We start from the raw sequence: 20,380 nt of genomic DNA, 5'->3' as shown, positions 1-20,380 counted from the left end.
TTGACTTGTACAGCTTCAAACCTATGATGAGATCAAGTTGTACAGAAATTTAACTCTGTACAGGAATTTCACTGAGGTTTGGCCATGTCCAGCACCCTGCCCGCCACCGGAAAACCGAAAATCGCCATCAGCGCCTGCTTGTTGGGCGAGAACGTGCGCTTCAACGGCGGGCACAAACAATCTCAACTGTGCAGCCAGACCCTCGCCGATTATTTCGACTTCGTGCCGCTGTGCCCTGAAGTCGCCATCGGCCTGGGCATTCCCCGCGAGCCGATTCGCCTGGTGGGTGACCCGCTTAATCCCCAAGCTGTCGGCACCGTGCACCGCGAACTCAACGTGACCCAGCCACTGGATGATTACGGCCAGCAAATGGCCGCTGAACACACCGACCTCTGCGGTTACATCTTCATGCAGAAATCCCCGTCCTGCGGCCTGGAGCGGGTGAAGGTTTATCAAGACAACGGCATGCCCATCGACGGCGGCGGGCGCGGCATCTACGCCCAGGCATTCTGCGCGCGCCACCCCAACCTGCCGGTGGAAGAAGACGGTCGGCTGAATGACCCGGTGCTGCGGGAAAACTTCCTGACCCGGGTATTCGTCTATGCCACCTGGCAGCAACTGCTCGCCGAAGGCCTGACTCGTCACCGCCTGCTGGAATTTCACTCGCGCTACAAATACCTGCTGATGGCCCACAGCCCGGTGCATTACAAAAGCCTGGGCAACCTGCTGGGCAGCATGCCCAAGGACGTCGACCTTGACGCCTTGGCCGCCGGCTACTTCAGCGAACTGATGACCGCCCTGACCCAGTGCGCCACCCGCGGCACCCACACCAACGTGCTGCAACACATCAGCGGCTACCTCAAGCAAGCCATCAGCGCCGAAGACAAACAGGAAATGCAGACCATCATTGGCCAATACCGCCAGGGCATCGTGCCGCTGGTGGTGCCGCTGACGCTGCTCAAGCACCACTTTCGCCAGCATCCGGACCGCTATATCGCGCAGCAGGCCTACCTGCAACCGCACCCGGAAAACCTCAGCCTGCGTAATGCGATTTAACCTATGACTTTCCCCCTGCAAGCACCTGTGGAAGACATCGCCGAGGCCCTCGAACAAGGCTGGCTGCCGATCCGCGAAGTGGCGCGCCAGACCGGCGTCAACGCCGTGACCCTGCGCGCCTGGGAGCGGCGCTACGGCCTGATCGTGCCCCAGCGCACGCCCAAGGGGCACCGCCTGTTCAGCGCCGAGCATGTCCAACGCATCCACACCATCCTCACCTGGCTCAACCGCGGGGTGCCGGTCAGTCAGGTCAAAAGCCTGATCGACACCGCGCAAACCGCCAGCGAACCGCCGGTGGAAAACGAATGGCACAACCGCCGCCAGCACCTGTTGCAGGCCATCAGCGAGCTGGCCGAGCGCCGGGTGGATGACGCCTTCAACCAGGCGATGGCGCTGTACCCACCGCGCACCCTGTGCGAGCAACTTCTGCTGCCGTTACTCAAGGAACTTGAGCTACGCTGGCAAGGCCAATTCGGTGCGCAGATGGAGCGGGTGTTTTTCTATTCCTGGCTGCGCAGCAAATTCGGCGCGCGGATGTATCACAACAATCGCCAGCTCAACGGCGCGCCCCTGCTGCTGATCAACCATTCCGACCTGCCGCTGGAGCCGCACCTGTGGCTCACCGCCTGGCTCGCCAGCAGTGCCGATTGCCCGGTGGAAGTCTTCGACTGGCCATTGCCGGCGGGCGAACTGGCCCTGGCCGTCGAACACCTGCAACCCCGGGCAGTACTGCTGTATTCGAGCAAGACGCTCCATACATCGGCGTTGGAAAAACTGTTGAGCGGCTTCAGTTGTCCGAAACTGATAACCGGACCAGCGGTATGCATCCACCAGGCGGAGCTGTCCGTATTAACCCAAGACATTCCTGAATTGCTCCTGGCCGAAGACCCGTTGTCGGCCCATCAGGTACTGATCCAGCGTGGACTTATTTAAATGCACTTGATCTGGCTGCGCACCGACCTGCGCCTACATGACAACACCGCCCTCGCCGCCGCCGCACAGCGCGGGCCGACGGTGGCTGTCTACCTGATCAGCCCCGAGCAATGGCTGGCCCACGATGACGCGCCATGCAAAGTCGACTTCTGGCTGCGCAACCTCAAGAGCCTGAGCGTGGCGCTGGGGGAGTTGAACATTCCTCTATTGATCCGCCATGCATCGACCTGGGACCAGGCACCGCAAGTCCTGGCAGACCTGTGCCAGGAACTGTCGGTCGAGTCGGTGCACGTCAATGACGAATACGGCATCCACGAAGAGCGCCGCGACGCCGCCGTGGCCCAGGCCCTCGAAGCCCGCGGTGTCACGTTTTACAATTACCTGGACCAGTTGTTTTTCCAGCCCGGCAGCGTGCTGACCAAGACCGGCACGTACTTCCAGGTGTTCAGCCAGTTCCGCAAGGTCTGCTACAACCGCCTGCACGGCGCCTTGCCGCGTTTGGTCGCCACACCCAAGGCGCAGGCGCCGCTCAAACTGAAAAGCGACCCGGTCCCGGATCACGTCGAGGGCTTCGCTACCCCGAGCGAGGCCCTGCGCGCCCTGTGGCCGGCGGGTGAGGCCGAAGCCCGGCGCCGTCTCGATCAATTCGCCGACGCGCAAATCAGCTATTACAAGGACGAACGCGATTTCCCGGCCAAGCCCGGCACCAGCCAGCTCTCAGCCTATCTGGCCGCCGGTGTGGTTTCGCCGCGCCAATGCCTGCATGCCGCCCTGCAAAGCAACCAGGGCGAATTCGAAAGCGGCGACATCGGCGCGATTACCTGGATCAACGAGCTGCTATGGCGCGAGTTCTACAAACATATTCTGGTGGGTTACCCACGGGTCTCGCGCCACCGCGCGTTCCGCCCGGAGACTGAAGCCGTGGCCTGGCGCAACAGTCCGGAAGACTTGAAGGCCTGGCAGGAAGCACGCACCGGCCTGCCGATCATCGACGCGGCCATGCGCCAACTGCTGGAAACCGGCTGGATGCACAACCGCCTGCGCATGGTGGTGGCGATGTTTCTGACCAAAAACCTGCTGATCGACTGGCGCGAAGGCGAGCGCTTTTTCATGCGTCACCTGATCGACGGCGACCTCGCGGCGAACAACGGTGGCTGGCAGTGGAGTTCATCCACCGGCACCGATTCGGCGCCGTACTTCCGGATTTTCAGTCCCTTGAGCCAGTCGGAAAAATTCGACGGCGAAGGGGTGTTTATCAAGCACTGGCTGCCACAACTGGCAGCGCTGAACAAAAAGGAAGTGCACAACCCCGATGCCGTGGGCGGCTTGTTTGGCGTGGCGGACTATCCTCGTCCTATCGTCGATCTGAAAAAGTCCCGCGAGCGCGCGCTCGCCGCCTTCCGCAGCCTGCCTTCACGCCAGGCGGTCGGGGGTGGTTATGAGTGATTTCCTGCGCCGCTTCGCCCAGGCCTTTGCCAGTGTGGACAAACACAACCTGCACCTGCTCGACAGCCTGTACAGCAAAGACGTCAGCTTCACCGACCCTTTGCACGAAGTGCACGGGCTGCCGGCGCTGCACCGTTACTTCGCCGAGCTGTACGACAACGTTACCCAGTTGCGCTTTGACTTCCATGGCTTCGATCAAGTGGCTGAAGGTGAGGGCTACCTGCGCTGGAAAATGAGCTTCTGCCACCCCCGCCTGGGCGGGGGTAAAGTGATTCGTGTCGAAGGCTGCTCGCACCTGTTATGGCGCGAGCAGGTGTACCACCACCGGGATTATTTTGATGCAGGTGCGCTGTTGTATGAACACGTGCCGGTCCTCGGCGGCGTGGTCAGCTGGTTGAAAAGGAGAATGGGATGAACCTCGTGCCGCCTCGTCGTTACTGGTTGACCGGTGCCAGCAGTGGCATCGGTGCCGAACTGGCCAAAGCGCTGCTCGACAGCGGTGCCCACGTGGCTGTCAGCTCCCGCTCCAAAGAGCCGCTGGAACAGCTCGCCCAGCAATACCCCGGGCAGGTGCTGGTGGTGGCGGGCGACCTGACCAACAGCCAGACCGTGCGCGAAATCGGCGAGCACATCGCCGTAGTCTGGGGCTCGCTGGACACTGTGATTCTCAATGCCGGCACTTGCGAATACGTGGACGCCAAGCAGTTTGATTCCTCGATCATCGAGCACGTGGTGCGCACCAACCTGCTGGCCAGCAGTTACTGCATCGAAGCCGCCCTGCCGCTATTGCGGGCCGGCCACACACCGCACCTGGTCGGCGTGGCCAGCGCCGTGACCTACCTGCCGATGCCCAGGGCTGAAGCCTACGGTGCCTCCAAGGCAGGCCTGCGTTATCTGTTCGAATCCCTGCGCATCGACCTGTCGCCCGAAGGCATTGACGTCACCGTGGTCAGCCCGGGCTTCGTCGACACACCGCTGACCGCCCGCAATGACTTCCCGATGCCCTTGAGCTGGCCGGCGGACAAGGCCGCGCGACATATCTTCGCCAAGCTGCAAAACCGCCCATTGGAAATTGCCTTCCCGGCCCTGTTCATTGCCGCGCTATGGCCGCTGTCGAAACTGCCGAACCGCGCCAAACTGATCATCGGTAAACGCATGCTGCGCAGCCCGCCGCCGAGAAAGGATGACCTGTGAAGATCGCGATCATCGGCAGCGGCATTGCCGGGCTTACCAGCGCCTATCTGCTCAGTCGCCGCCACGACATCACCTTGTTCGAAGCGGGCGACCGCATCGGCGGGCACACCCACACGGTGAATGTCACGGTGGATGGCAAAAGCTACGCAGTGGACACCGGCTTCATCGTGTTCAACAACTGGACCTACCCCAACTTCATCAAGCTGCTGGGGCAGATTGGCGTGACGTTCAAACCCACCGAGATGAGCTTTTCGGTGTGCGACCCGAACACCGGGTTCGAGTACAACGGCAACAACCTCAACAGCCTGTTCGCCCAGCGCCGCAATATGCTCTCGCCGGGGTTCTGGGGTATGTTGCGCGATATCCTGCGCTTCAACCGCCAGGCGCCGCTGGACCTGCAAGAGCAACGCATCAGCGCCGAGATGACCCTGGGCGAGTATCTGCAAGCGGGCGGCTACGGCCAGCGATTTATCCAGCACTACATCGTGCCGATGGGCGCGGCGATCTGGTCGATGTCCCTGGCTGACATGCTCGGGTTTCCCCTGCAATTCTTCGTGCGGTTCTTCAAGAATCACGGTTTGTTATCAGTGAGTAATCGGCCGCAGTGGTGCGTGATCGAAGGCGGGTCCAGCCGCTACATCGAGCCGCTGACCCAATCTTTCCGTGAAAAAATTCGCCTCAATTGCCCCGTCACCCGGGTTGAGCGTACACCGATCGGCGTGGTTATCCACAGCGCGGCGGGCAGCGAGGCGTTCGATAAAGTCGTGTTCGCCTGCCACAGCGACCAGGCCCTGGCATTGCTGGGCGACGCGAGCCTGGCCGAGCAGCAGATCCTCGGTGCCCTGCCCTACGCCGACAACGACGTAGTCCTGCACACCGACACCCGCTTGCTGCCCGAGCGCAAACTGGCCTGGGCCAGCTGGAACTATCGCCTGGACAGCAGCACGCAAAAACAGGCTGCCGTGACCTACGACATGAACATCCTGCAGGGCATCGACAGCGCCACCACCTTTTGCGTCAGCCTCAACCAGACGGCGATGATCAACCCGCTCAAAATTCTCGCCCGCTACACCTACGCTCACCCGCAATACAGCCTGGCCGCCGTGGCCGCTCAAGCGCGCTGGGAAGAATTACACGGCGCACAGCACACTTATTACTGCGGCGCCTACTGGGCCAACGGTTTCCACGAAGACGGTGTGGTCAGCGCGTTGCGCGTGGCCAAAGCGTTTGGGGAAGCGCTGTGAACAGCGCCCTGTACAGCGGCTGGATCGCCCATCGGCGGTTTACGCCCAGGGGCCACGCCTTCCGTTATCGGATCGGCCTGCTGTACCTGGACCTCAGCGAACAGCACGAAGTGTTCGGCTTGTCGCCGCTCGCTGGCGACCGCTGGGCACCGTTTGCATTTCGCCAGCAGGATTACCTGCGCGAATTTACCCGTCACGGCATGAGCTTGACCGATGCCGTACGCCAAGAAGTCGGCAAGGCCCTCGGGCGCATCCCCGAGGGCGCAATCTGCCTGCTGACCCAGGCCCGCAGTTGGGGCCTGGCTTTTAATCCGGTGAGTTTCTTCTACTGCTTCGAGGCCGATGGCACCTTGGCCGCGATTCTGTGTGAAGTGACCAACACCCCGTGGCGCGAACGCTATCACTACGTGCTGCCGGCCATGGCGCTGCCTGCCGGTGAACATCAGCACTTCGCCGTGGCCAAGGCGTTTCATGTCTCGCCGTTTTTGCCCCGGGACCTGGAATACCGCATGAGCTTCAGCCCGCCCGCCGCCAGACTCGGCGTGCACATGGCCGACTGGCAAGGCGACCTGAAAGTGTTCGACGCCACCTTGAGCCTGCAACGTGAAGCACTGAACCGCGCCAGCCTGCACCGTTATTTGTGGCGCTTCCCGTGGATGACCGCCAAGACCTGCCTGGCCATTTATTGGCAGGCCCTGCGCCTTCTGCTTAAACGCACGCCGATTTTTTCCCATCACGCCGCCGAAGGCGCTTCTCGCACCGCAGTCGGGTACACCAAGGATCGCCGCCATGAAATCCCCTAGCTTATCGGTCAAATCCAATCGCTTGAACGTCAACGGCATGACCGCCGCACTGCTGCGCAAAGCGGTGCTGCGCCAGCTCGGCCAACTGCGCCACGGCCAGTTGGTGGTGATCGAGGACGGCGAGCGGCAAGTCTTCGGCGCACGGGAAGCGCACCTGCTGGGGGAAATCCAGATCCTCGATTCGGCCGTATGGGGGCTGGTGGCGGCCAACGGTTCCATCGGCGCGGGCGAGGCATTTATTCATGGCTACTGGAGCAGCCCGGACCTGACCGCCGTGGTGCGGGTGATGGTCAGCAACCTCGATGTGCTGGATGCACTGGAAGGTGGCCTGGCCAAACTGGCGCGGCCCTTCACCCAAGGCCTGCACTGGCTCAACCGCAACACGCGCAAGGGCTCGCAGAAGAACATCGCCGCCCACTACGACCTGGGCAACGACCTGTTCGAAGAATTCCTCGACCCGACCATGATGTATTCGGCCGCACAGTTCCTCACCGCCGACGACACCCTGGAACAGGCACAACTGAACAAGCTGGAGCGGATTTGCCAGAAGCTCGCGCTGAAACCGTCGGACCATCTGCTGGAGATCGGCACCGGCTGGGGCAGCATGGCAATCTATGCCGCGCAGCAGTATGGCTGCAAGGTCACCACCACGACCTTGTCCAAAGAGCAGTTTGCCTACACCGAAAAACGCATCGAGGCCCTGGGTTTGCAGAATCAGGTGACACTGCTGCTGGAGGACTACCGCGACCTGACCGGCCAGTACGACAAGCTGGTGTCCATCGAGATGATCGAAGCCGTGGGCCATCGCTTCCTGCCGACCTACTTCAAACAATGCGCGCAGTTGCTCAAGAGCAACGGCCTGATGTTGCTGCAAGCCATCACCATTCGTGAACAGCGCTACGAGCAGGCCAAGAGCAGCGTGGATTTCATCCAGCGCTATATTTTCCCCGGCGGCGCCCTGCCCTGCGTGCAGAAAATGCTCGAGATCGTCAGCCGCGACACCGACATGAACCTGCTGCACATGGAAGATTTCGGCCTGCACTACGCACGAACCCTGCGCCTGTGGCATGAGAACTTTCGCCGCGCCCACAGCCGCCTGACGGAAATGGGCTACGACGAATATTTCCTGCGTCTGTGGGAGTTTTACCTGTGCTACTGCGAGGGCGGCTTTATGGAGCGTACCATCGGCACCGCCCAGATGCTGCTGGCCAAGCCGGCGGCCCTGACCCAACCGCTGCTCGGGCGCTTTGATGCTTAAACCGCTGGCGAATGCCGTGCTGTTTCAGTGCGGTTGGTTTGCCTGTGTGCTGGGTGGCGACAGCCCGTGGCTGTTGGTGGGAGTCGCGGTGCTGGCGGTCCACCTGCTGTGGATAAGTGCGTGGTCGGAAGAAGGCCAGGTGATTCTTGCCGTGACCCTGCTGGGCACGGTGGTCGACACCGCGTTGCGCGCCTTGGGTGTGTTTCATTTCAGCCTGCCTGGGCCGTTGGCACCTTTGTGGCTGATCCTGTTGTGGGCGCTGCTGGCAACCACCCTGCGCCATTGCCTGGCCTGGAGCGCACAACCCTGGTGGCGCGCCAGTCTGTTGGGCGCGGTGGGCGGACCGTTGTCCTATTACGCAGGCAGCCAGTTGGCTGGAGTCAGTTTCGGCTATGGCACGGTGCCGACCGTCATCGGCCTCGCGTTGCTCTGGGGCATGATTTTCCCGTTGCTGCACTGGGTCGCCAGGCAGTTGTCACACTGACGTCCGTCAGGCCTTTCACACACAGGTAAGCCGCTTGCCTTACACTGCGCGCCTATGACCAACATCCCCCACACACAAATCGCCGAACCCGCCGTCACCTGCTCCACCTGCGCCGCGTGCTGCTGCCAGCTGGAAGTCATGCTGATCACCGACACGGGCGTGCCTGATCGCTTTATCGATACCGACGATTGGGGCGGCGAAGTCATGCTGCGCCTGGATGATGGCTGGTGCGCGGCGCTGGATCGCGACACGATGATGTGCACGATTTATGAGAAGCGGCCGCTGATCTGCCGGGAGTTCGAGATGGGCGCACCGGAGTGCATCGATGAGCGCCAGGGGCTTGCGACGGTGTATCGCTGATTTTGAAAAACCAACGATGAGCAAATGTGGGAGCGGGCTTGTTCGCGAAAGTGGTGTGTCAGTCAACTGATTCGTCGCTGATACGCCGCTTTCGCGAGCAAGCCCGCTCCCACAATGGTTTTGCAGTGTTCTGAGGAATTACAGTGGCATCGTGTAGTGCAGCGAATAGCTCTCGACACCATCGTTGTTGCTGCTGATCCCGGCATTCGAGTAATGGGTGGCCCGAATCCCCACCTCACTCCCACCGACAAAGCGCAGACCAAAGCCCAGTCGGTCTTCAAACTGGAAAGCCTGGCCGATGTTGTTGTCTTCAACCTGCGTGCGCGAGAACAGCGCCACGCCGACCCCGGCCTCTATGTAGGGCTTCACCCTCTCCCCGGCAAACTCATACACAAACACCGGCGAGAACGACAGGCTGCTGACACTGGCGCGCTTGTCCCCGTCCCAAAAGGTGTACGCGCCGCTCCAGTAACCCGTGAGACGACCCGTATTGCTCTGCAACCAGCTTTTATCCCAATCCGACGTCAGCCCCAGGCGATAGGTCATGGTCGAATTGCTGGTGCTCCCCACCCCAAACTCCAGACCCGCTGCTTGCGCGGAAAAAGAGTGCCCCAACATGGCGGCCGCAATCGCAGCCAAACAGAACAAGCGCTTCATAAGAAACATCCTTTCCGAACGAAGTTGTATGGTTTTGTACAGGCTAACTTGCTATAGAAGCTGCCGCATAGGCAGAAGTTCAGCGAAAAACAGTGCTATTTCACGTTTTTTTCACACGGCAAAATTACGCACAACGCCGGGAAATTTCCATAGGGTCGGTAGGATATTTCTTAGATGCTGAGGATCGCCGCTGGTCCAGAGCTGCGCCGGCTGTGGATTACCGGTGGCCAGCAGTTCGCGATCACTCAACAGGCGCTGTAATTGACGTGCTACTGCAGCCCCGGTGTCGATCAGAATGATCGTCGGCGGGAGCATCCCGGCGAGCAGTGGCTTGAGGAATGGGTAGTGGGTGCAGCCGAGGATGATGGTGTCGCAACCGGCAGCGATCAACGGTTCGACGTAACCCTGCAACATCACACGCAAGGCGGGGCTACTCAGGTCGCCGGTCTCGATCAGTTCCACCAGGCCCGGGCACGGCTGGGTGATCACCCGTACATCGGTGGCAAAGCGGTCGAGCAAGGCGGCGAACTTGGCGCTTTGCAGGGTGCCAGTGGTTGCCAGCACTCCGACTACCCCACTGCGGGTCGCGGCGGCGGCGGGTTTGACCGCCGGCTCCATGCCCACCAACGGCCAGTCGGGATAGTCCTGGCGCAAGTCGGCGACCGCAGCGACAGTCGCCGTGTTGCAGGCAATCACAAAGGCTTTGGCGCCCTTCTCCCGAAAAAACTCCGCCACCCGCCGCGAGCGCTCAAGGATGAAGGCCGGGGTTTTCTCGCCGTACGGGATATGCCCGCAATCCGCCACGTACAGCAGCGATTCGTGGGGCATCAGGCGCTGAATTTCGTCCAGCACCGACAGGCCACCGACGCCGGAATCGAACACACCAATCGGCGCGTCCTTAACCATGGTGGCTACCGCAGACGCTGCAACCGGGGTCACGCTTGACCCGCAGCTCGCGAAAACGCGTGGTCAGGGCGTCGATCAACAACAGCCGCCCCACCAACGGCTCGCCGAAACCGGCCAGTAACTTCAAGGCTTCCAGGGCTTGCAGGCTGCCGACCAGGCCCACCAACGGGCCGATGACGCCGGCTTCGCTGCAGGTCAGTTCGGTTTCGCTGCCGTGCCCGTATAAACAGTGGTAGCACGGGCTTTCGGCGCGCCTCGGGTCGAACACCGACAGTTGGCCTTCGAGCCGAATCGCGGCGCCGCTGACCAGAGGTTTTCCGGCGGCAACACAGGCGGCGTTGACGGCTACGCGAGTGGAGAAGTTGTCACTGCAATCGAGCACCACGTCGACCGCCGCCACGGCAGCCGCGAGGGAATCGACATCCAGCGCACTGCGATGGGCGACCAACTGTATTTCAGGATTGATCGCACTCAGGCGACGAATCGCCGAATCGACCTTGCTCAGGCCGACGCTGTCGGTGTCATGGATGATCTGGCGTTGCAGGTTGGTCAGGTCGACGGTGTCGAAATCCGCCAAATGCAGCTCACCCACACCCGCCGCCGCCAGATACAGCGCTACCGGCGAGCCAAGGCCACCGAGCCCGACAATCAGGGCGCGGCTGTTTTTCAGACGCAACTGGCCTTCGATGTCGACATGCTGCAACAGAATCTGTCGGCTATAGCGCAACAGCTCCTGATCATTCAGCACGGCCGACGCCCCAGGGTGATGCGTTCGTGGCCACCGAGGTCGATGCGGCTGTGGACTTCTTCGAAGCCTTCCCCCAGCAGCAGGTCGCGCACGGCGGCCGCCTGGTCGTAACCGTGTTCCAGCAACAGCCAGCCCGCGGCGTCGAGGTGCGCGGGCGCCTGGGCGATGATCAACCGCAGGTCGTCCAGGCCGTCATGCCCGGCCACCAGCGCGCTGGCCGGCTCAAAGCGCACATCACCGGCCACCAGATGCGGATCGGTGTCGGCGATATAAGGCGGGTTGCTGATGATCAGGTTGTAGGTGCGGCCTTCAAGGGCGCTGAACCAATGGCTGTTCAGCACCGTGGCGTTATTCAGGTGCAGGCGCTGGCGGTTGCGTTCGGCCAGGGCCACGGCTTCCAGCACGCGATCGACGGCAGTGACTTGCCAGGCCGGGCGTTCGCTGGCCAGGGCGAGGGCAATCGCGCCGCTGCCGGTGCCGAGGTCGAGGACTTTGGCCGGTGTGGCAGGCAGCAATTCCAGGGCGGCTTCCACCAGCATCTCGGTTTCCGGACGCGGGATCAGCGTGTGCGGCGCCACTTCCAGGTCCAGCTTCCAGAAACCTTGCTGGCCGAGGATGTAGGCCACAGGCTCGCCGGTGCGGCGGCGTTGCAGGTAGGCGGCGAAGGTCAGTGCATCTTCGCTGCTGACGATTTTTTCCGGCCAGGTGTGCAGGTAACTGCGGGACTTGCCCAGGGCAGCCGCCAGCAACAATTCCACGTCCAGGCGCGCTGTGGGTGAGTCTGGCAGGTCGGCGGCGCGTAACAGGCTGGCGATAATGGTCATTTATTCACCTATCGCCGCGAGCTGGTCGGCCTGGTATTCGGCCAACAACGGCTCGATCACCGCGTCAACGCCACCGGCGAGGATTTCATCCAGGGAGTACAGCGTCAGGTTGACGCGGTGGTCGGTGACCCGGCCCTGGGCAAAGTTGTAGGTACGGATACGCTCGGAACGGTCGCCCGAGCCGACGAGCAATTTACGCTCGCTGGCAATCGCGTTGGCGGCGGCGCTGGTCTGCTGGTCATTCAGCTTGGCCGACAGCCATGACATGGCCCGTGCACGGTTCTTGTGCTGGGAGCGTTCTTCCTGGCATTCCACCACGATGCCCGAAGGCAAGTGAGTGATACGGATCGCAGAGTCGGTCTTGTTCACGTGCTGGCCACCGGCACCCGATGAACGGTAGGTGTCGACCCGCAGGTCTGCCGGGTTGATCTCGATGGCTTCCTGCTCGTCCGGCTCGGGCAATACGGCCACGGTGCAGGCAGAGGTGTGGATGCGGCCCTGGGATTCCGTCGCCGGAACCCGCTGCACGCGGTGCACGCCCGACTCGAACTTCAGCTTGCCGTAGACATTCTCGCCTTCAACCCGGGCGATGACTTCTTTATAGCCGCCGTGTTCGCCCTCGTTCTCGGACAGGATCTCGACCCGCCAGCCGCGACGCTCGGCATACCGCGAGTACATGCGGAACAAGTCGCCGGAGAAAATCGCCGCCTCGTCGCCACCGGTGCCGGCGCGGATTTCGAGGAACACGTTGCGCCCGTCATTCGGGTCCTTGGGCAGCAGCATGCGTTGCAGGTCGCCTTCCAGTTCGATCAGCTTGTCCTTGGCCTCTCGCACTTCTTCAACGGCCATTTCGCGCATGTCCGGGTCGCTGTCCTTGAGCAGCGCCTGGGCGCCTTCGAGGTCAGCCTGAACCTTGAGCAACTGTTTATAGGTGCCCACAATCGGTTCAACTTCCGCGTATTCCTTGGAATAGGTACGGAACTTGGTTTGATCGGAGATGACCTCGCCATCGCCGAGCAAGGCGGTCAGTTCTTCGAAACGGTCCTGAAGGACGTCCAGTTTATTGAGCAGTGACGCTTTCATTGCGGTTTTTTATCCGAAGAGCTTTCTGTCGCGCCCTCACCGAGGGCAAAGAGTTCCTGGGCCATGGCCAGCGCATCGAGGCGGCCTTCGGCGGTAAGCTTTTTCAACTGAACACTGGGGGCGTGCAGCAATTTGTTGGTCAGGCCGCGCGCCAGTTGCATCAGCACGTCTTCGGCGCTGCTGCCATTGGCGAGCATACGCTGGGCCTTGATCAATTCCTCGTCCCGCAGGCGTTCGCCTTGCTGACGGTAGGCCTTGAGCACGTCCACTGCCGCCAGTTCACGCAGGCGCACCATGAAATCGTCGGCACCGGTGCTGACCATCTCCTCGGCGGCCTGGGCTGCACCCTGGCGACTCTTGAGGTTTTCGGCGACCACTTCGTGCAGGTCGTCGACGCTGTAGAGGTAAACGTCGTCCAACTCGCCGACTTCAGGCTCGATATCCCGGGGAACGGCGATATCCACCATGAAGATCGGCTTGTGCTTGCGCAGTTTCAGGGCACTTTCCACCGCGCCTTTGCCGAGGATCGGCAACTGGCTGGCGGTGGAGCTGATGACGATGTCGCTGCGCACCAGCTCGGCCGGGATGTCGGAAAGCAACACCGCATGGGCACCGAACTGTTCGGCGAGGATGCTGGCGCGCTCCAGGGTACGGTTGGCGACGACGATGCGCTTTACGCCCAGCTCATGCAGATGGCGGGCGACCAGGGTGATGGTCTCGCCGGCGCCGATCAGCAGGGCCTGGCTGCGTTGCAAGTCACTGAAAATCTGCTTGGCCAGGCTGACGGCGGCAAATGCCACGGACACCGGGTTTTCACCGATGGCGGTGTCGGTACGCACCTGCTTGGCCGAATTGAAGGTGGCCTGGAACAAACGCCCCAGCAGCGGGCCGATGGTGCCGGCCTCGCGGGCCACGGCGTAGGCCGATTTCATCTGGCCGAGAATCTGCGGTTCGCCCAACACCAGCGAATCGAGCCCGGAGGCGACGCGCATCATGTGACGAACTGCCGCATCCTCTTCGTGCACATAGGCGCTCTGGCGCAGCTCATCGAGGCTCAAATGGTGGTAATCGGCCAGCCAGCGCAGCACCACATCCGCTGAAAGATGTTCCTGCTCTATATAGAGCTCGCTGCGATTGCAGGTCGAAAGGATCGCAGCTTCGCGACTGTCGGTGAGCCGGCAGAGCTGCTGCAAGGCCTCAACCAACTGCTCGGGAGTAAAAGCCACGCGCCCGCGGACGTCTACAGAAGCAGTCTTGTGGTTAATACCGAGTGCAAGGAAGGCCATTCAATATCGCTGATGATGTCGGGAAGCCGACAATTGTCCTACTTCGAATGATTCAGAACAACCACCGTAGGCTATTGTCCTAATGCCTTGTGTCTATAAAGGCATCCTGTAGGAGCGAGCTTGCTCGCGAAAAACGCTCAGGCAACGCGTCAATCCAGAATGAACGCGTTATCGTCGACGATCTTCGCGAGCAAGCTCGCTCCTGCAGGGAAAGCAATAAGCGTATTACGGGCGCCCCGGTTATGTTTGGCCGAAGGCTTGTGTCATGATGATCCGACCGCAGGTTAGTCGTCCTCTTCCTATATGAATAGATCTTCCGCGTTGCTCCTTGCTTTTGTCTTTCTCAGCGGCTGCCAGGCCATGGCACCCGTGTCGCCGGACGGTACGCCGCCGGTAGAAGACAGCACCCCCGCCCCTGAAAAGCCCAAGGTTTATTCCTCGTTCAGTGAAGAAACGGTCTTCAGCCTGCTGAGCGCGGAGCTGGCCGGCCAGCGCAATCGTTTCGACATTGCCCTGGATAACTACGTGACCCAGGCCATCAATACTCAGGATCCGGGGATCTCCGAGCGCGCGTTTCGTATCGCCGAGTACCTGGGCGCCGATCAGGCCGCCCTGGACACCTCGCTGATCTGGGCGAAAAACGCCCCGGACGATCTCGAAGCGCAGCGGGCAGCCGCCATTCAACTGGCCCGCGCCGGGCGCTATGACGACTCCATGGTGTATATGGAGAAAGTCCTGCAGGGCAAGGGCGACACGCATTTCGACTTCCTCGCGCTGTCGGCTGCCGACACCGATCAGGACACCCGCAACGGCCTGATGAAGAGTTTTGACCGCCTGCTGCAAAAACACCCGAACAACAGCCAGCTGATCTTCGGCAAGGCGCTGTTGTTGCAACAGGATGATGAGCCCGAGGCCGCGTTGAAGCTGCTGGAGCAACACCCGCCGGAAGAGGGCGAGATCGCGCCGATCCTGCTGCGTGCCCGCCTGCTGCAAAACCTCAACCGCGGCAAGGAAGCGATTCCGTTGCTGGAAAAAAGCATCAAGAAGTACCCGGGCGACAAACGCCTGCTGCTGACCTATGCGCGCATGCTGGTTGAACAGGACCGCATGGAAGACGCCAAAGTGCAGTTCGCCAACCTCGTGCAGCAATACCCGGACGATGATGAATTGCGTTACTCCCTGGCGCTGGTGTGCCTGGAAGCGAAGGCGTGGGATGAGGCCAAGGGTTACCTGGAGGACTTGATCGCCCGCGAGAGCCACGTGGATTCGGCGCACCTGAACCTGGGTCGCATCGCTGAAGAGCGTAACGACCCGCAGGCTGCATTGCTTGAATACGCCCAGGTGGGCCCCGGCAATGACTACCTGCCGGCGCAACTGCGCCAGGCCGACATCCTGATGAGCAACGGCCGCACCGACGAGGCTGAAAAACGCCTGGCTGCCGCACGGGATGCCGAGCCGGACTACGCGATCCAGCTGTATCTGATCCAGGCCGAGACCTTGTCGGCCAACAAGCAAGGCGATCGCGCCTGGAAAATCCTTCAGCAAGCCTTGCTGCAATACCCCGACGACCTGAACCTGCTGTACACCCGCGCCATGCAAGCGGAAAAACGCAATGACCTGGCGCAGATGGAAAAAGACCTGCGCCTGATCATCAAGCGCGACCCGGACAACGCCATGGCACTGAACGCCCTGGGTTACACCTTGTCCGACCGTACAACGCGTTACGCCGAAGCCAAGGAGCTGATTGAAAAGGCTCACCAGTTGAACCCGGAAGACCCGGCCGTACTCGACAGCCTCGGCTGGGTGAATTACCGCCTGGGCAACCTGGACGAAGCCGAACGCTTGCTGCGCCAGGCGCTGGAACGCTTCCCCGACCAGGAAGTGGCCGCACACCTGGGCGAAGTGCTCTGGGCCAACGGCAAGCAGCGTGAAGCGCGACAAATCTGGGAGAAGTTCCTCAAGGAACAACCCGAAAGCCCAATCCTGCGCAGCACCATCAAGCGCCTGACCGGATCCGAGACCCTTTAATTTTATGTTTTTGCGCCACGTCATCGTTTTCAGCTTTATCGCCCTGCTCGCCGGCTGCTCCGGCCTTGGCACCCGTGAATCTGTCGAAGGCCCGGGCAACCCGGCGCAATGGCAGCAGCACAAGGATCAACTGAGCAGCCTGGATGGCTGGCAGATCGAGGGCAAGGTCGGCATTCGCGCCCCGAAAGATTCGGGCAGCGGCACCTTGTTCTGGCTGCAACGCCAGGACTATTACGACATTCGCCTGTCCGGCCCGCTGGGCCGCGGTGCAGCACGCCTGACCGGCCGACCGGGGCAAGTCAGCCTGGAGGTGGCCAATCAGGGCCGCTTCGAGGCGCCGACACCGGAAGCCCTGCTGGAAGAACAGATGGGCTGGAAACTCCCCGTATCGCACCTGGTGTGGTGGGTGCGCGGCCTTCCGGCACCAGACAGCAAGAGCCGCCTGAGCCTCAATGGCGACAGCCGCCTGGCTTCGCTGGAGCAGGATGGCTGGCAGGTCGAGTACCTGAGCTATGTGCAACAGAACGGTTACTGGCTGCCCGAGCGCATCAAGCTGCATGGCACCGACCTTGACGTCACGCTGGTGATCAAGGACTGGCAACCTCGCAAACTGGGGCAGTGACATGACCGCGCAACGTCTGACCCTGCCCTCCCCGGCCAAACTGAATTTGATGCTGCACATTCTCGGGCGCCGTGAAGACGGCTATCACGAACTGCAGACGATTTTTCAATTTCTCGATTACGGCGATGAGCTGACTTTCGCCGTTCGCGATGACGGCGTGATTCAACTGCACACCGAATTCGAAGGCGTGCCTCACGACAGCAACCTGATTGTGAAGGCCGCAAAAAAACTTCAGGAACAATCCGGTTGCCCATTGGGCATCGACATCTGGATCGAAAAAATCCTGCCCATGGGCGGCGGCATCGGTGGCGGCAGCTCGAATGCCGCGACAACGTTGCTCGGCCTGAACCACTTGTGGCAGCTGGGTTGGGACCACGATCGCCTGGCCGCGCTGGGCCTGACACTGGGCGCGGACGTCCCGGTTTTCGTGCGTGGGCACGCTGCTTTTGCCGAAGGCGTGGGGGAGAAACTCACCCCTGTAGACCCCGAAGAGCCGTGGTATGTCGTGCTTGTTCCGCAAGTATCTGTAAGTACAGCAGAAATTTTTTCAGATCCACTGTTGACACGTAACTCTCCTCCCATTAAAGTGCGCCCCGTTCCCAAGGGAAACAGTCGAAATGACTGCTTACCGGTTGTAGCAAGGCGTTATCCAGATGTACGTAACGCTTTGAATTTGTTAGGTAAATTTACCGAAGCAAAATTAACCGGAACTGGAAGTTGTGTGTTTGGGGGCTTCCCAAGCAAAGCTGAAGCTGATAAAGTCTCGGCCCTTCTTACAGAGACCCTTACAGGGTTTGTAGCAAAGGGAAGCAACGTTTCGATGTTGCATCGCAAGCTGCAAAGTCTGCTCTAAAGGAACCGAGTACTGGGTACTCGTTGCAACAGATACAGGGGCGTCGCCAAGCGGTAAGGCAGCAGGTTTTGATCCTGCCATGCGTTGGTTCGAATCCAGCCGCCCCTGCCATTTTCTATACTCATCCAGGTTACCCTCAGCCTCTAGGTACTGCGCGTGTCCAAGATGATGGTCTTTACGGGGAATGCTAACCCCGATCTGGCTCGGCGTGTTGTACGTCAGCTGCATATCCCTCTCGGTGACATCTCTGTCGGTAAATTCTCCGACGGCGAAATTACTGCCGAGATCAATGAAAATGTCCGCGGTAAAGATGTTTTCATTATTCAGCCGACTTGCGCTCCGACCAACGATAACCTGATGGAACTCGTCGTGATGGCTGATGCCTTCCGCCGCTCCTCAGCGACTCGAATCACAGCTGTAATCCCTTACTTTGGTTATGCCCGTCAGGATCGCCGTCCGCGTTCCGCACGTGTGGCTATCAGCGCGAAAGTCGTTGCTGACATGCTGACCGTGGTAGGCATCGACCGTGTTCTCACGGTTGACCTGCACGCTGACCAAATCCAGGGGTTCTTCGATATTCCGGTAGATAACATCTACGGCTCCCCCGTCCTGGTGGATGACATCGAAGACCAGCGCTTTGAAAACCTGATGATCGTGTCCCCGGACATTGGTGGCGTCGTGCGTGCACGGGCTGTTGCCAAATCCCTGGGCGTGGATCTCGGGATCATCGACAAACGCCGTGAGAAAGCCAATCACTCTGAAGTGATGCATATCATCGGTGATGTCGAAGGGCGTACCTGTATTCTGGTTGATGACATGGTCGACACCGCCGGCACCCTGTGCCACGCGGCGAAAGCCTTGAAAGAGCACGGTGCAGCAAAAGTCTTCGCCTACTGCACACACCCTGTGCTGTCGGGCCGAGCGATCGAGAACATCGAGAACTCAATGCTGGACGAACTGGTGGTGACTAACACCATCCCGTTGTCCGCTGCCGCTCAAGCCTGTTCGCGTATCCGTCAACTGGATATCGCACCGGTAGTTGCCGAAGCGGTTCGCCGCATCAGCAACGAAGAATCGATCAGCGCGATGTTCCGTTAAGGGTCAAACCTTAGCTGCATCAACCTGACGAAAAGCGCCCCGCCCCAGCATTCTGCCGGGGCGGGGCTTTTTTGCCCATATCGCCTTTAGCGCTGGTCGCAAACGCTAGGGCGAATGTGGTTATTTTGGAGATACAACATGAACGATTTTACTTTGAATGCTGAACTGCGTTCCGACCTGGGGAAAAGGTGCGAGCCGCCGCCTGCGTCGTCTCGCAAGCCTGGTTCCAGCTGTAGTTTACGGTGGCGAAAAAGCCCCTGAATCCATCAGCATGCTGGCTAAAGAAATCGCCAAACTGCTCGAAAACGACGCGGCCTACAGCCACATCATCGAGCTGAACGTTGGTGGCAAGAAGCAGAACGTCATCATCAAGGCACTGCAACGTCACCCAGCCAAGGGCCACGTACTGCACGCTGACTTCATTCGCGTTGTAGCTGGTCAAAAACTGACCGCTATCGTGCCTGTGCACTTTGTTGGTGAAGAAGCTCCGGTCAAGAAAGGCGGCGTTGTGTCCCACACTGCCACCGAGCTGGAAGTAACCTGCCTGCCGAAAGACCTGCCTGAGTTCATCGAAGTCGACCTGTCGGCTGCTGAAATCGGCACCATCATCCACCTGTCGGACCTCAAAGCCCCTAAAGGCGTTGAGTTCGTAGCACTGGCTCACGACGACGACAAGGCTGTTGCCAACGTCCACGCGCCACGTGTAGTAGCAGAAGATGAAGAAGGCGAAACCGCTGCAGAGTAACTTTCTCTGTAACGTCGGAGCTTGAGGAAACATCGCGGACCGGAACGTAGCGAGAAAGCGGGCGAGAATGCGAAGTTGGCCTCTAACGGTTAATAAGCTTTTGTCGTCCACTTTCGCCGCACCAACGGCGATGTTATCCACAACTCCAAAGGAAGGGCCCCTGTCGTGACTGCCATTAAACTGATCGTTGGCCTGGGAAATCCAGGCGCCGAATACGAACAGACCCGGCATAACGCGGGGGCCCTTTTTGTTGAGCGCATCGCCCACGCACAAGGTGTAAACCTTACGGCCGATCGCAAATATTTCGGCCTGACCGGACGCTTTTCGCATCAGGGTCAGGATGTTCGTCTGTTGATTCCCACCACCTACATGAACCGCAGCGGCCAGGCTGTCGCGGCGCTTGCGGGCTTCTTCCGGATCAAACCCGAAGAAATCCTGGTGGCCCATGACGAACTTGACCTGCCACCCGGCGTTGCCAAGCTCAAGCAAGGCGGCGGCCATGGCGGGCATAATGGCCTGCGGGACATCATCGCGCAGTTGGGCAATCAGAATACGTTTTACCGCTTGCGGCTTGGCATTGGCCACCCAGGCGTTGCCAGTATGGTTTCAAATTTCGTCCTGGGTCGTGCGCCACGCGCCGAACAGGAAAAACTCGATGCCAGCATCGATTTTGCCCTCGGCGTGCTGCCGGATATCTTCGCCGGTGAATGGAACCGTGCGATGAAAAACCTGCACAGCCAGAAGGCCTGACT

General features: G+C 60.5%; 21 protein-coding genes, 1 tRNA gene and 1 pseudogene. 17 read left to right on the top strand and 6 right to left on the bottom strand.

All coding sequences use genetic code 11. The features are described from left to right. Nucleotides 1–84 precede the first annotated feature (84 nt). Genes NVB75_RS24730 through NVB75_RS24685 form a run of 10 tightly spaced genes read left to right on the top strand, consistent with a single transcriptional unit; the run spans nt 85 to nt 8,778 of the window. Nucleotides 85–1,056 (top strand): DUF523 and DUF1722 domain-containing protein, encoded by a 972-nt coding sequence (locus NVB75_RS24730; protein ID WP_258343742.1) that lies wholly within the window; start codon nt 85–87, stop codon nt 1,054–1,056. A gap of 3 nt (nt 1,057–1,059) precedes the next feature. Beyond that, nucleotides 1,060–1,989 carry a MerR family transcriptional regulator gene (locus NVB75_RS24725; RefSeq protein ID WP_258343741.1) on the top strand — a complete coding sequence of 310 codons (930 nt, stop codon included), beginning with the start codon at nt 1,060–1,062 and terminating at the stop codon, nt 1,987–1,989. Continuing rightward, nucleotides 1,990–3,435 carry a deoxyribodipyrimidine photo-lyase gene (gene phrB, locus NVB75_RS24720; protein ID WP_258343740.1) on the top strand — a complete coding sequence of 482 codons (1,446 nt, stop codon included), beginning with the start codon at nt 1,990–1,992 and terminating at the stop codon, nt 3,433–3,435. It begins immediately after the preceding gene. After that, entirely contained in the window at nt 3,428–3,850 is a 423-nt protein-coding gene (locus NVB75_RS24715; RefSeq protein WP_258343739.1) for a nuclear transport factor 2 family protein, read from the top strand. The genes phrB and NVB75_RS24715 overlap by 8 nt, the downstream gene beginning before the upstream one ends. Further along, nucleotides 3,847–4,629 carry an SDR family oxidoreductase gene (locus NVB75_RS24710; protein ID WP_258343738.1) on the top strand — a complete coding sequence of 261 codons (783 nt, stop codon included), beginning with the start codon at nt 3,847–3,849 and terminating at the stop codon, nt 4,627–4,629. The genes NVB75_RS24715 and NVB75_RS24710 overlap by 4 nt, the downstream gene beginning before the upstream one ends. Further along, complete coding sequence (locus tag NVB75_RS24705) at nt 4,626–5,873, top strand: NAD(P)/FAD-dependent oxidoreductase (protein WP_258343737.1); 1,248 nt, start codon at nt 4,626–4,628, stop codon at nt 5,871–5,873. The genes NVB75_RS24710 and NVB75_RS24705 overlap by 4 nt, the downstream gene beginning before the upstream one ends. Then, nucleotides 5,870–6,676: a DUF1365 domain-containing protein gene (locus NVB75_RS24700; protein WP_258343736.1), complete on the top strand. Its 807-nt coding sequence runs from the start codon at nt 5,870–5,872 to the stop codon at nt 6,674–6,676. Before NVB75_RS24705 ends, NVB75_RS24700 begins: the two co-directional genes overlap by 4 nt. Then, nucleotides 6,663–7,934, top strand: coding sequence for a cyclopropane-fatty-acyl-phospholipid synthase family protein (locus NVB75_RS24695; protein WP_017475993.1), 1,272 nt, complete (start codon nt 6,663–6,665; stop codon nt 7,932–7,934). Before NVB75_RS24700 ends, NVB75_RS24695 begins: the two co-directional genes overlap by 14 nt. Then, nucleotides 7,927–8,418, top strand: a complete 492-nt coding sequence (locus NVB75_RS24690; RefSeq protein ID WP_258343734.1) for a DUF2878 domain-containing protein — start codon at nt 7,927–7,929, stop codon at nt 8,416–8,418. The genes NVB75_RS24695 and NVB75_RS24690 overlap by 8 nt, the downstream gene beginning before the upstream one ends. Before the next feature lie 54 nt (nt 8,419–8,472). Next, nucleotides 8,473–8,778 carry a YkgJ family cysteine cluster protein gene (locus NVB75_RS24685; RefSeq protein WP_063033124.1) on the top strand — a complete coding sequence of 102 codons (306 nt, stop codon included), beginning with the start codon at nt 8,473–8,475 and terminating at the stop codon, nt 8,776–8,778. 138 nt (nt 8,779–8,916) lie between these two features. On the opposite strand, the gene NVB75_RS24680 is transcribed toward NVB75_RS24685, so the two are convergent. The 6 genes from NVB75_RS24680 to hemA form a co-directional block, all read right to left on the bottom strand. Next, nucleotides 8,917–9,435 carry an acyloxyacyl hydrolase gene (locus NVB75_RS24680; protein WP_258343732.1) on the bottom strand — a complete coding sequence of 173 codons (519 nt, stop codon included), beginning with the start codon at nt 9,433–9,435 and terminating at the stop codon, nt 8,917–8,919. 111 nt (nt 9,436–9,546) lie between these two features. Continuing rightward, nucleotides 9,547–10,341, bottom strand: coding sequence for a glutamate racemase (gene murI / locus NVB75_RS24675; RefSeq protein ID WP_258343731.1), 795 nt, complete (start codon nt 10,339–10,341; stop codon nt 9,547–9,549). Beyond that, a complete protein-coding gene (locus NVB75_RS24670) occupies nt 10,334–11,089 on the bottom strand; it encodes a molybdopterin-synthase adenylyltransferase MoeB (protein WP_258343729.1) in 756 nt (251 codons plus the stop codon). The genes murI and NVB75_RS24670 overlap by 8 nt, the downstream gene beginning before the upstream one ends. Then, the gene (gene prmC / locus NVB75_RS24665; RefSeq protein ID WP_258343728.1) at nt 11,083–11,913 is read right to left on the bottom strand and encodes a peptide chain release factor N(5)-glutamine methyltransferase; all 831 of its coding nucleotides are present in this window, start codon (nt 11,911–11,913) and stop codon (nt 11,083–11,085) included. The genes NVB75_RS24670 and prmC overlap by 7 nt, the downstream gene beginning before the upstream one ends. Further along, nucleotides 11,914–12,996: a peptide chain release factor 1 gene (gene prfA, locus NVB75_RS24660; RefSeq protein WP_003208405.1), complete on the bottom strand. Its 1,083-nt coding sequence runs from the start codon at nt 12,994–12,996 to the stop codon at nt 11,914–11,916. Next, complete coding sequence (gene hemA / locus NVB75_RS24655; protein ID WP_258343726.1) at nt 12,993–14,282, bottom strand: glutamyl-tRNA reductase; 1,290 nt, start codon at nt 14,280–14,282, stop codon at nt 12,993–12,995. Before hemA ends, prfA begins: the two co-directional genes overlap by 4 nt. Nucleotides 14,283–14,585: 303 nt before the next feature. Between hemA and NVB75_RS24650 the strand changes: the two genes are divergently transcribed. From NVB75_RS24650 to pth, 7 genes and pseudogenes are all read left to right on the top strand, one after another. Continuing rightward, a complete protein-coding gene (locus NVB75_RS24650; protein WP_258343725.1) occupies nt 14,586–16,310 on the top strand; it encodes a tetratricopeptide repeat protein in 1,725 nt (574 codons plus the stop codon). A 4-nt stretch (nt 16,311–16,314) separates the two neighbouring features. Further along, the gene (lolB, locus tag NVB75_RS24645) at nt 16,315–16,932 is read left to right on the top strand and encodes a lipoprotein insertase outer membrane protein LolB (protein ID WP_063033130.1); all 618 of its coding nucleotides are present in this window, start codon (nt 16,315–16,317) and stop codon (nt 16,930–16,932) included. A gap of 1 nt (nt 16,933) precedes the next feature. Beyond that, on the top strand, nt 16,934–17,785 hold the full coding sequence (ispE, locus tag NVB75_RS24640; RefSeq protein WP_063033131.1) for a 4-(cytidine 5'-diphospho)-2-C-methyl-D-erythritol kinase: 852 nt from the start codon (nt 16,934–16,936) through the stop codon (nt 17,783–17,785). A gap of 36 nt (nt 17,786–17,821) precedes the next feature. After that, nucleotides 17,822–17,896 (top strand) — tRNA-Gln (locus tag NVB75_RS24635). Nucleotides 17,897–17,941: 45 nt separating this feature from the next. Then, nucleotides 17,942–18,883 (top strand): ribose-phosphate pyrophosphokinase, encoded by a 942-nt coding sequence (locus tag NVB75_RS24630; protein WP_003208392.1) that lies wholly within the window; start codon nt 17,942–17,944, stop codon nt 18,881–18,883. Nucleotides 18,884–19,021: 138 nt separating this feature from the next. Then, nucleotides 19,022–19,628, top strand: a pseudogene (locus tag NVB75_RS24625) (50S ribosomal protein L25/general stress protein Ctc). Nucleotides 19,629–19,793: 165 nt separating this feature from the next. Then, nucleotides 19,794–20,378 (top strand): aminoacyl-tRNA hydrolase, encoded by a 585-nt coding sequence (gene pth, locus NVB75_RS24620; protein WP_017475979.1) that lies wholly within the window; start codon nt 19,794–19,796, stop codon nt 20,376–20,378. Nucleotides 20,379–20,380: the final 2 nt, after the last annotated feature.

It is taken from the genome of Pseudomonas sp. CBS, assembly GCF_024734645.1.
Taxonomy (GTDB): Bacteria; Pseudomonadota; Gammaproteobacteria; order Pseudomonadales; family Pseudomonadaceae; genus Aquipseudomonas.
This window is presented reverse-complemented; position numbering and strand designations above follow the sequence as displayed.

Excerpts from the sequence above, each read along its gene's own strand:
- NVB75_RS24730 (WP_258343742.1), top strand. The coding sequence starts at position 85 with ATGTCCAGCACCCTGCCCGCCACCGGAAAACCGAAAATCGCCATCAGC.
- NVB75_RS24725 (WP_258343741.1), top strand. The coding sequence starts at position 1,060 with ATGACTTTCCCCCTGCAAGCACCTGTGGAAGACATCGCCGAGGCCCTC.
- phrB (WP_258343740.1), top strand. The coding sequence starts at position 1,990 with ATGCACTTGATCTGGCTGCGCACCGACCTGCGCCTACATGACAACACC.
- NVB75_RS24715 (WP_258343739.1), top strand. The coding sequence starts at position 3,428 with ATGAGTGATTTCCTGCGCCGCTTCGCCCAGGCCTTTGCCAGTGTGGAC.
- NVB75_RS24710 (WP_258343738.1), top strand. The coding sequence starts at position 3,847 with ATGAACCTCGTGCCGCCTCGTCGTTACTGGTTGACCGGTGCCAGCAGT.
- NVB75_RS24695 (WP_017475993.1), top strand. The coding sequence starts at position 6,663 with ATGAAATCCCCTAGCTTATCGGTCAAATCCAATCGCTTGAACGTCAAC.
- NVB75_RS24690 (WP_258343734.1), top strand. The coding sequence starts at position 7,927 with ATGCTTAAACCGCTGGCGAATGCCGTGCTGTTTCAGTGCGGTTGGTTT.
- NVB75_RS24685 (WP_063033124.1), top strand. The coding sequence starts at position 8,473 with ATGACCAACATCCCCCACACACAAATCGCCGAACCCGCCGTCACCTGC.
- NVB75_RS24680 (WP_258343732.1), bottom strand. The coding sequence starts at position 9,435 with ATGAAGCGCTTGTTCTGTTTGGCTGCGATTGCGGCCGCCATGTTGGGG.
- murI (WP_258343731.1), bottom strand. The coding sequence starts at position 10,341 with ATGGTTAAGGACGCGCCGATTGGTGTGTTCGATTCCGGCGTCGGTGGC.
- prmC (WP_258343728.1), bottom strand. The coding sequence starts at position 11,913 with ATGACCATTATCGCCAGCCTGTTACGCGCCGCCGACCTGCCAGACTCA.
- prfA (WP_003208405.1), bottom strand. The coding sequence starts at position 12,996 with ATGAAAGCGTCACTGCTCAATAAACTGGACGTCCTTCAGGACCGTTTC.
- hemA (WP_258343726.1), bottom strand. The coding sequence starts at position 14,282 with ATGGCCTTCCTTGCACTCGGTATTAACCACAAGACTGCTTCTGTAGAC.
- NVB75_RS24650 (WP_258343725.1), top strand. The coding sequence starts at position 14,586 with ATGAATAGATCTTCCGCGTTGCTCCTTGCTTTTGTCTTTCTCAGCGGC.
- lolB (WP_063033130.1), top strand. The coding sequence starts at position 16,315 with ATGTTTTTGCGCCACGTCATCGTTTTCAGCTTTATCGCCCTGCTCGCC.
- ispE (WP_063033131.1), top strand. The coding sequence starts at position 16,934 with ATGACCGCGCAACGTCTGACCCTGCCCTCCCCGGCCAAACTGAATTTG.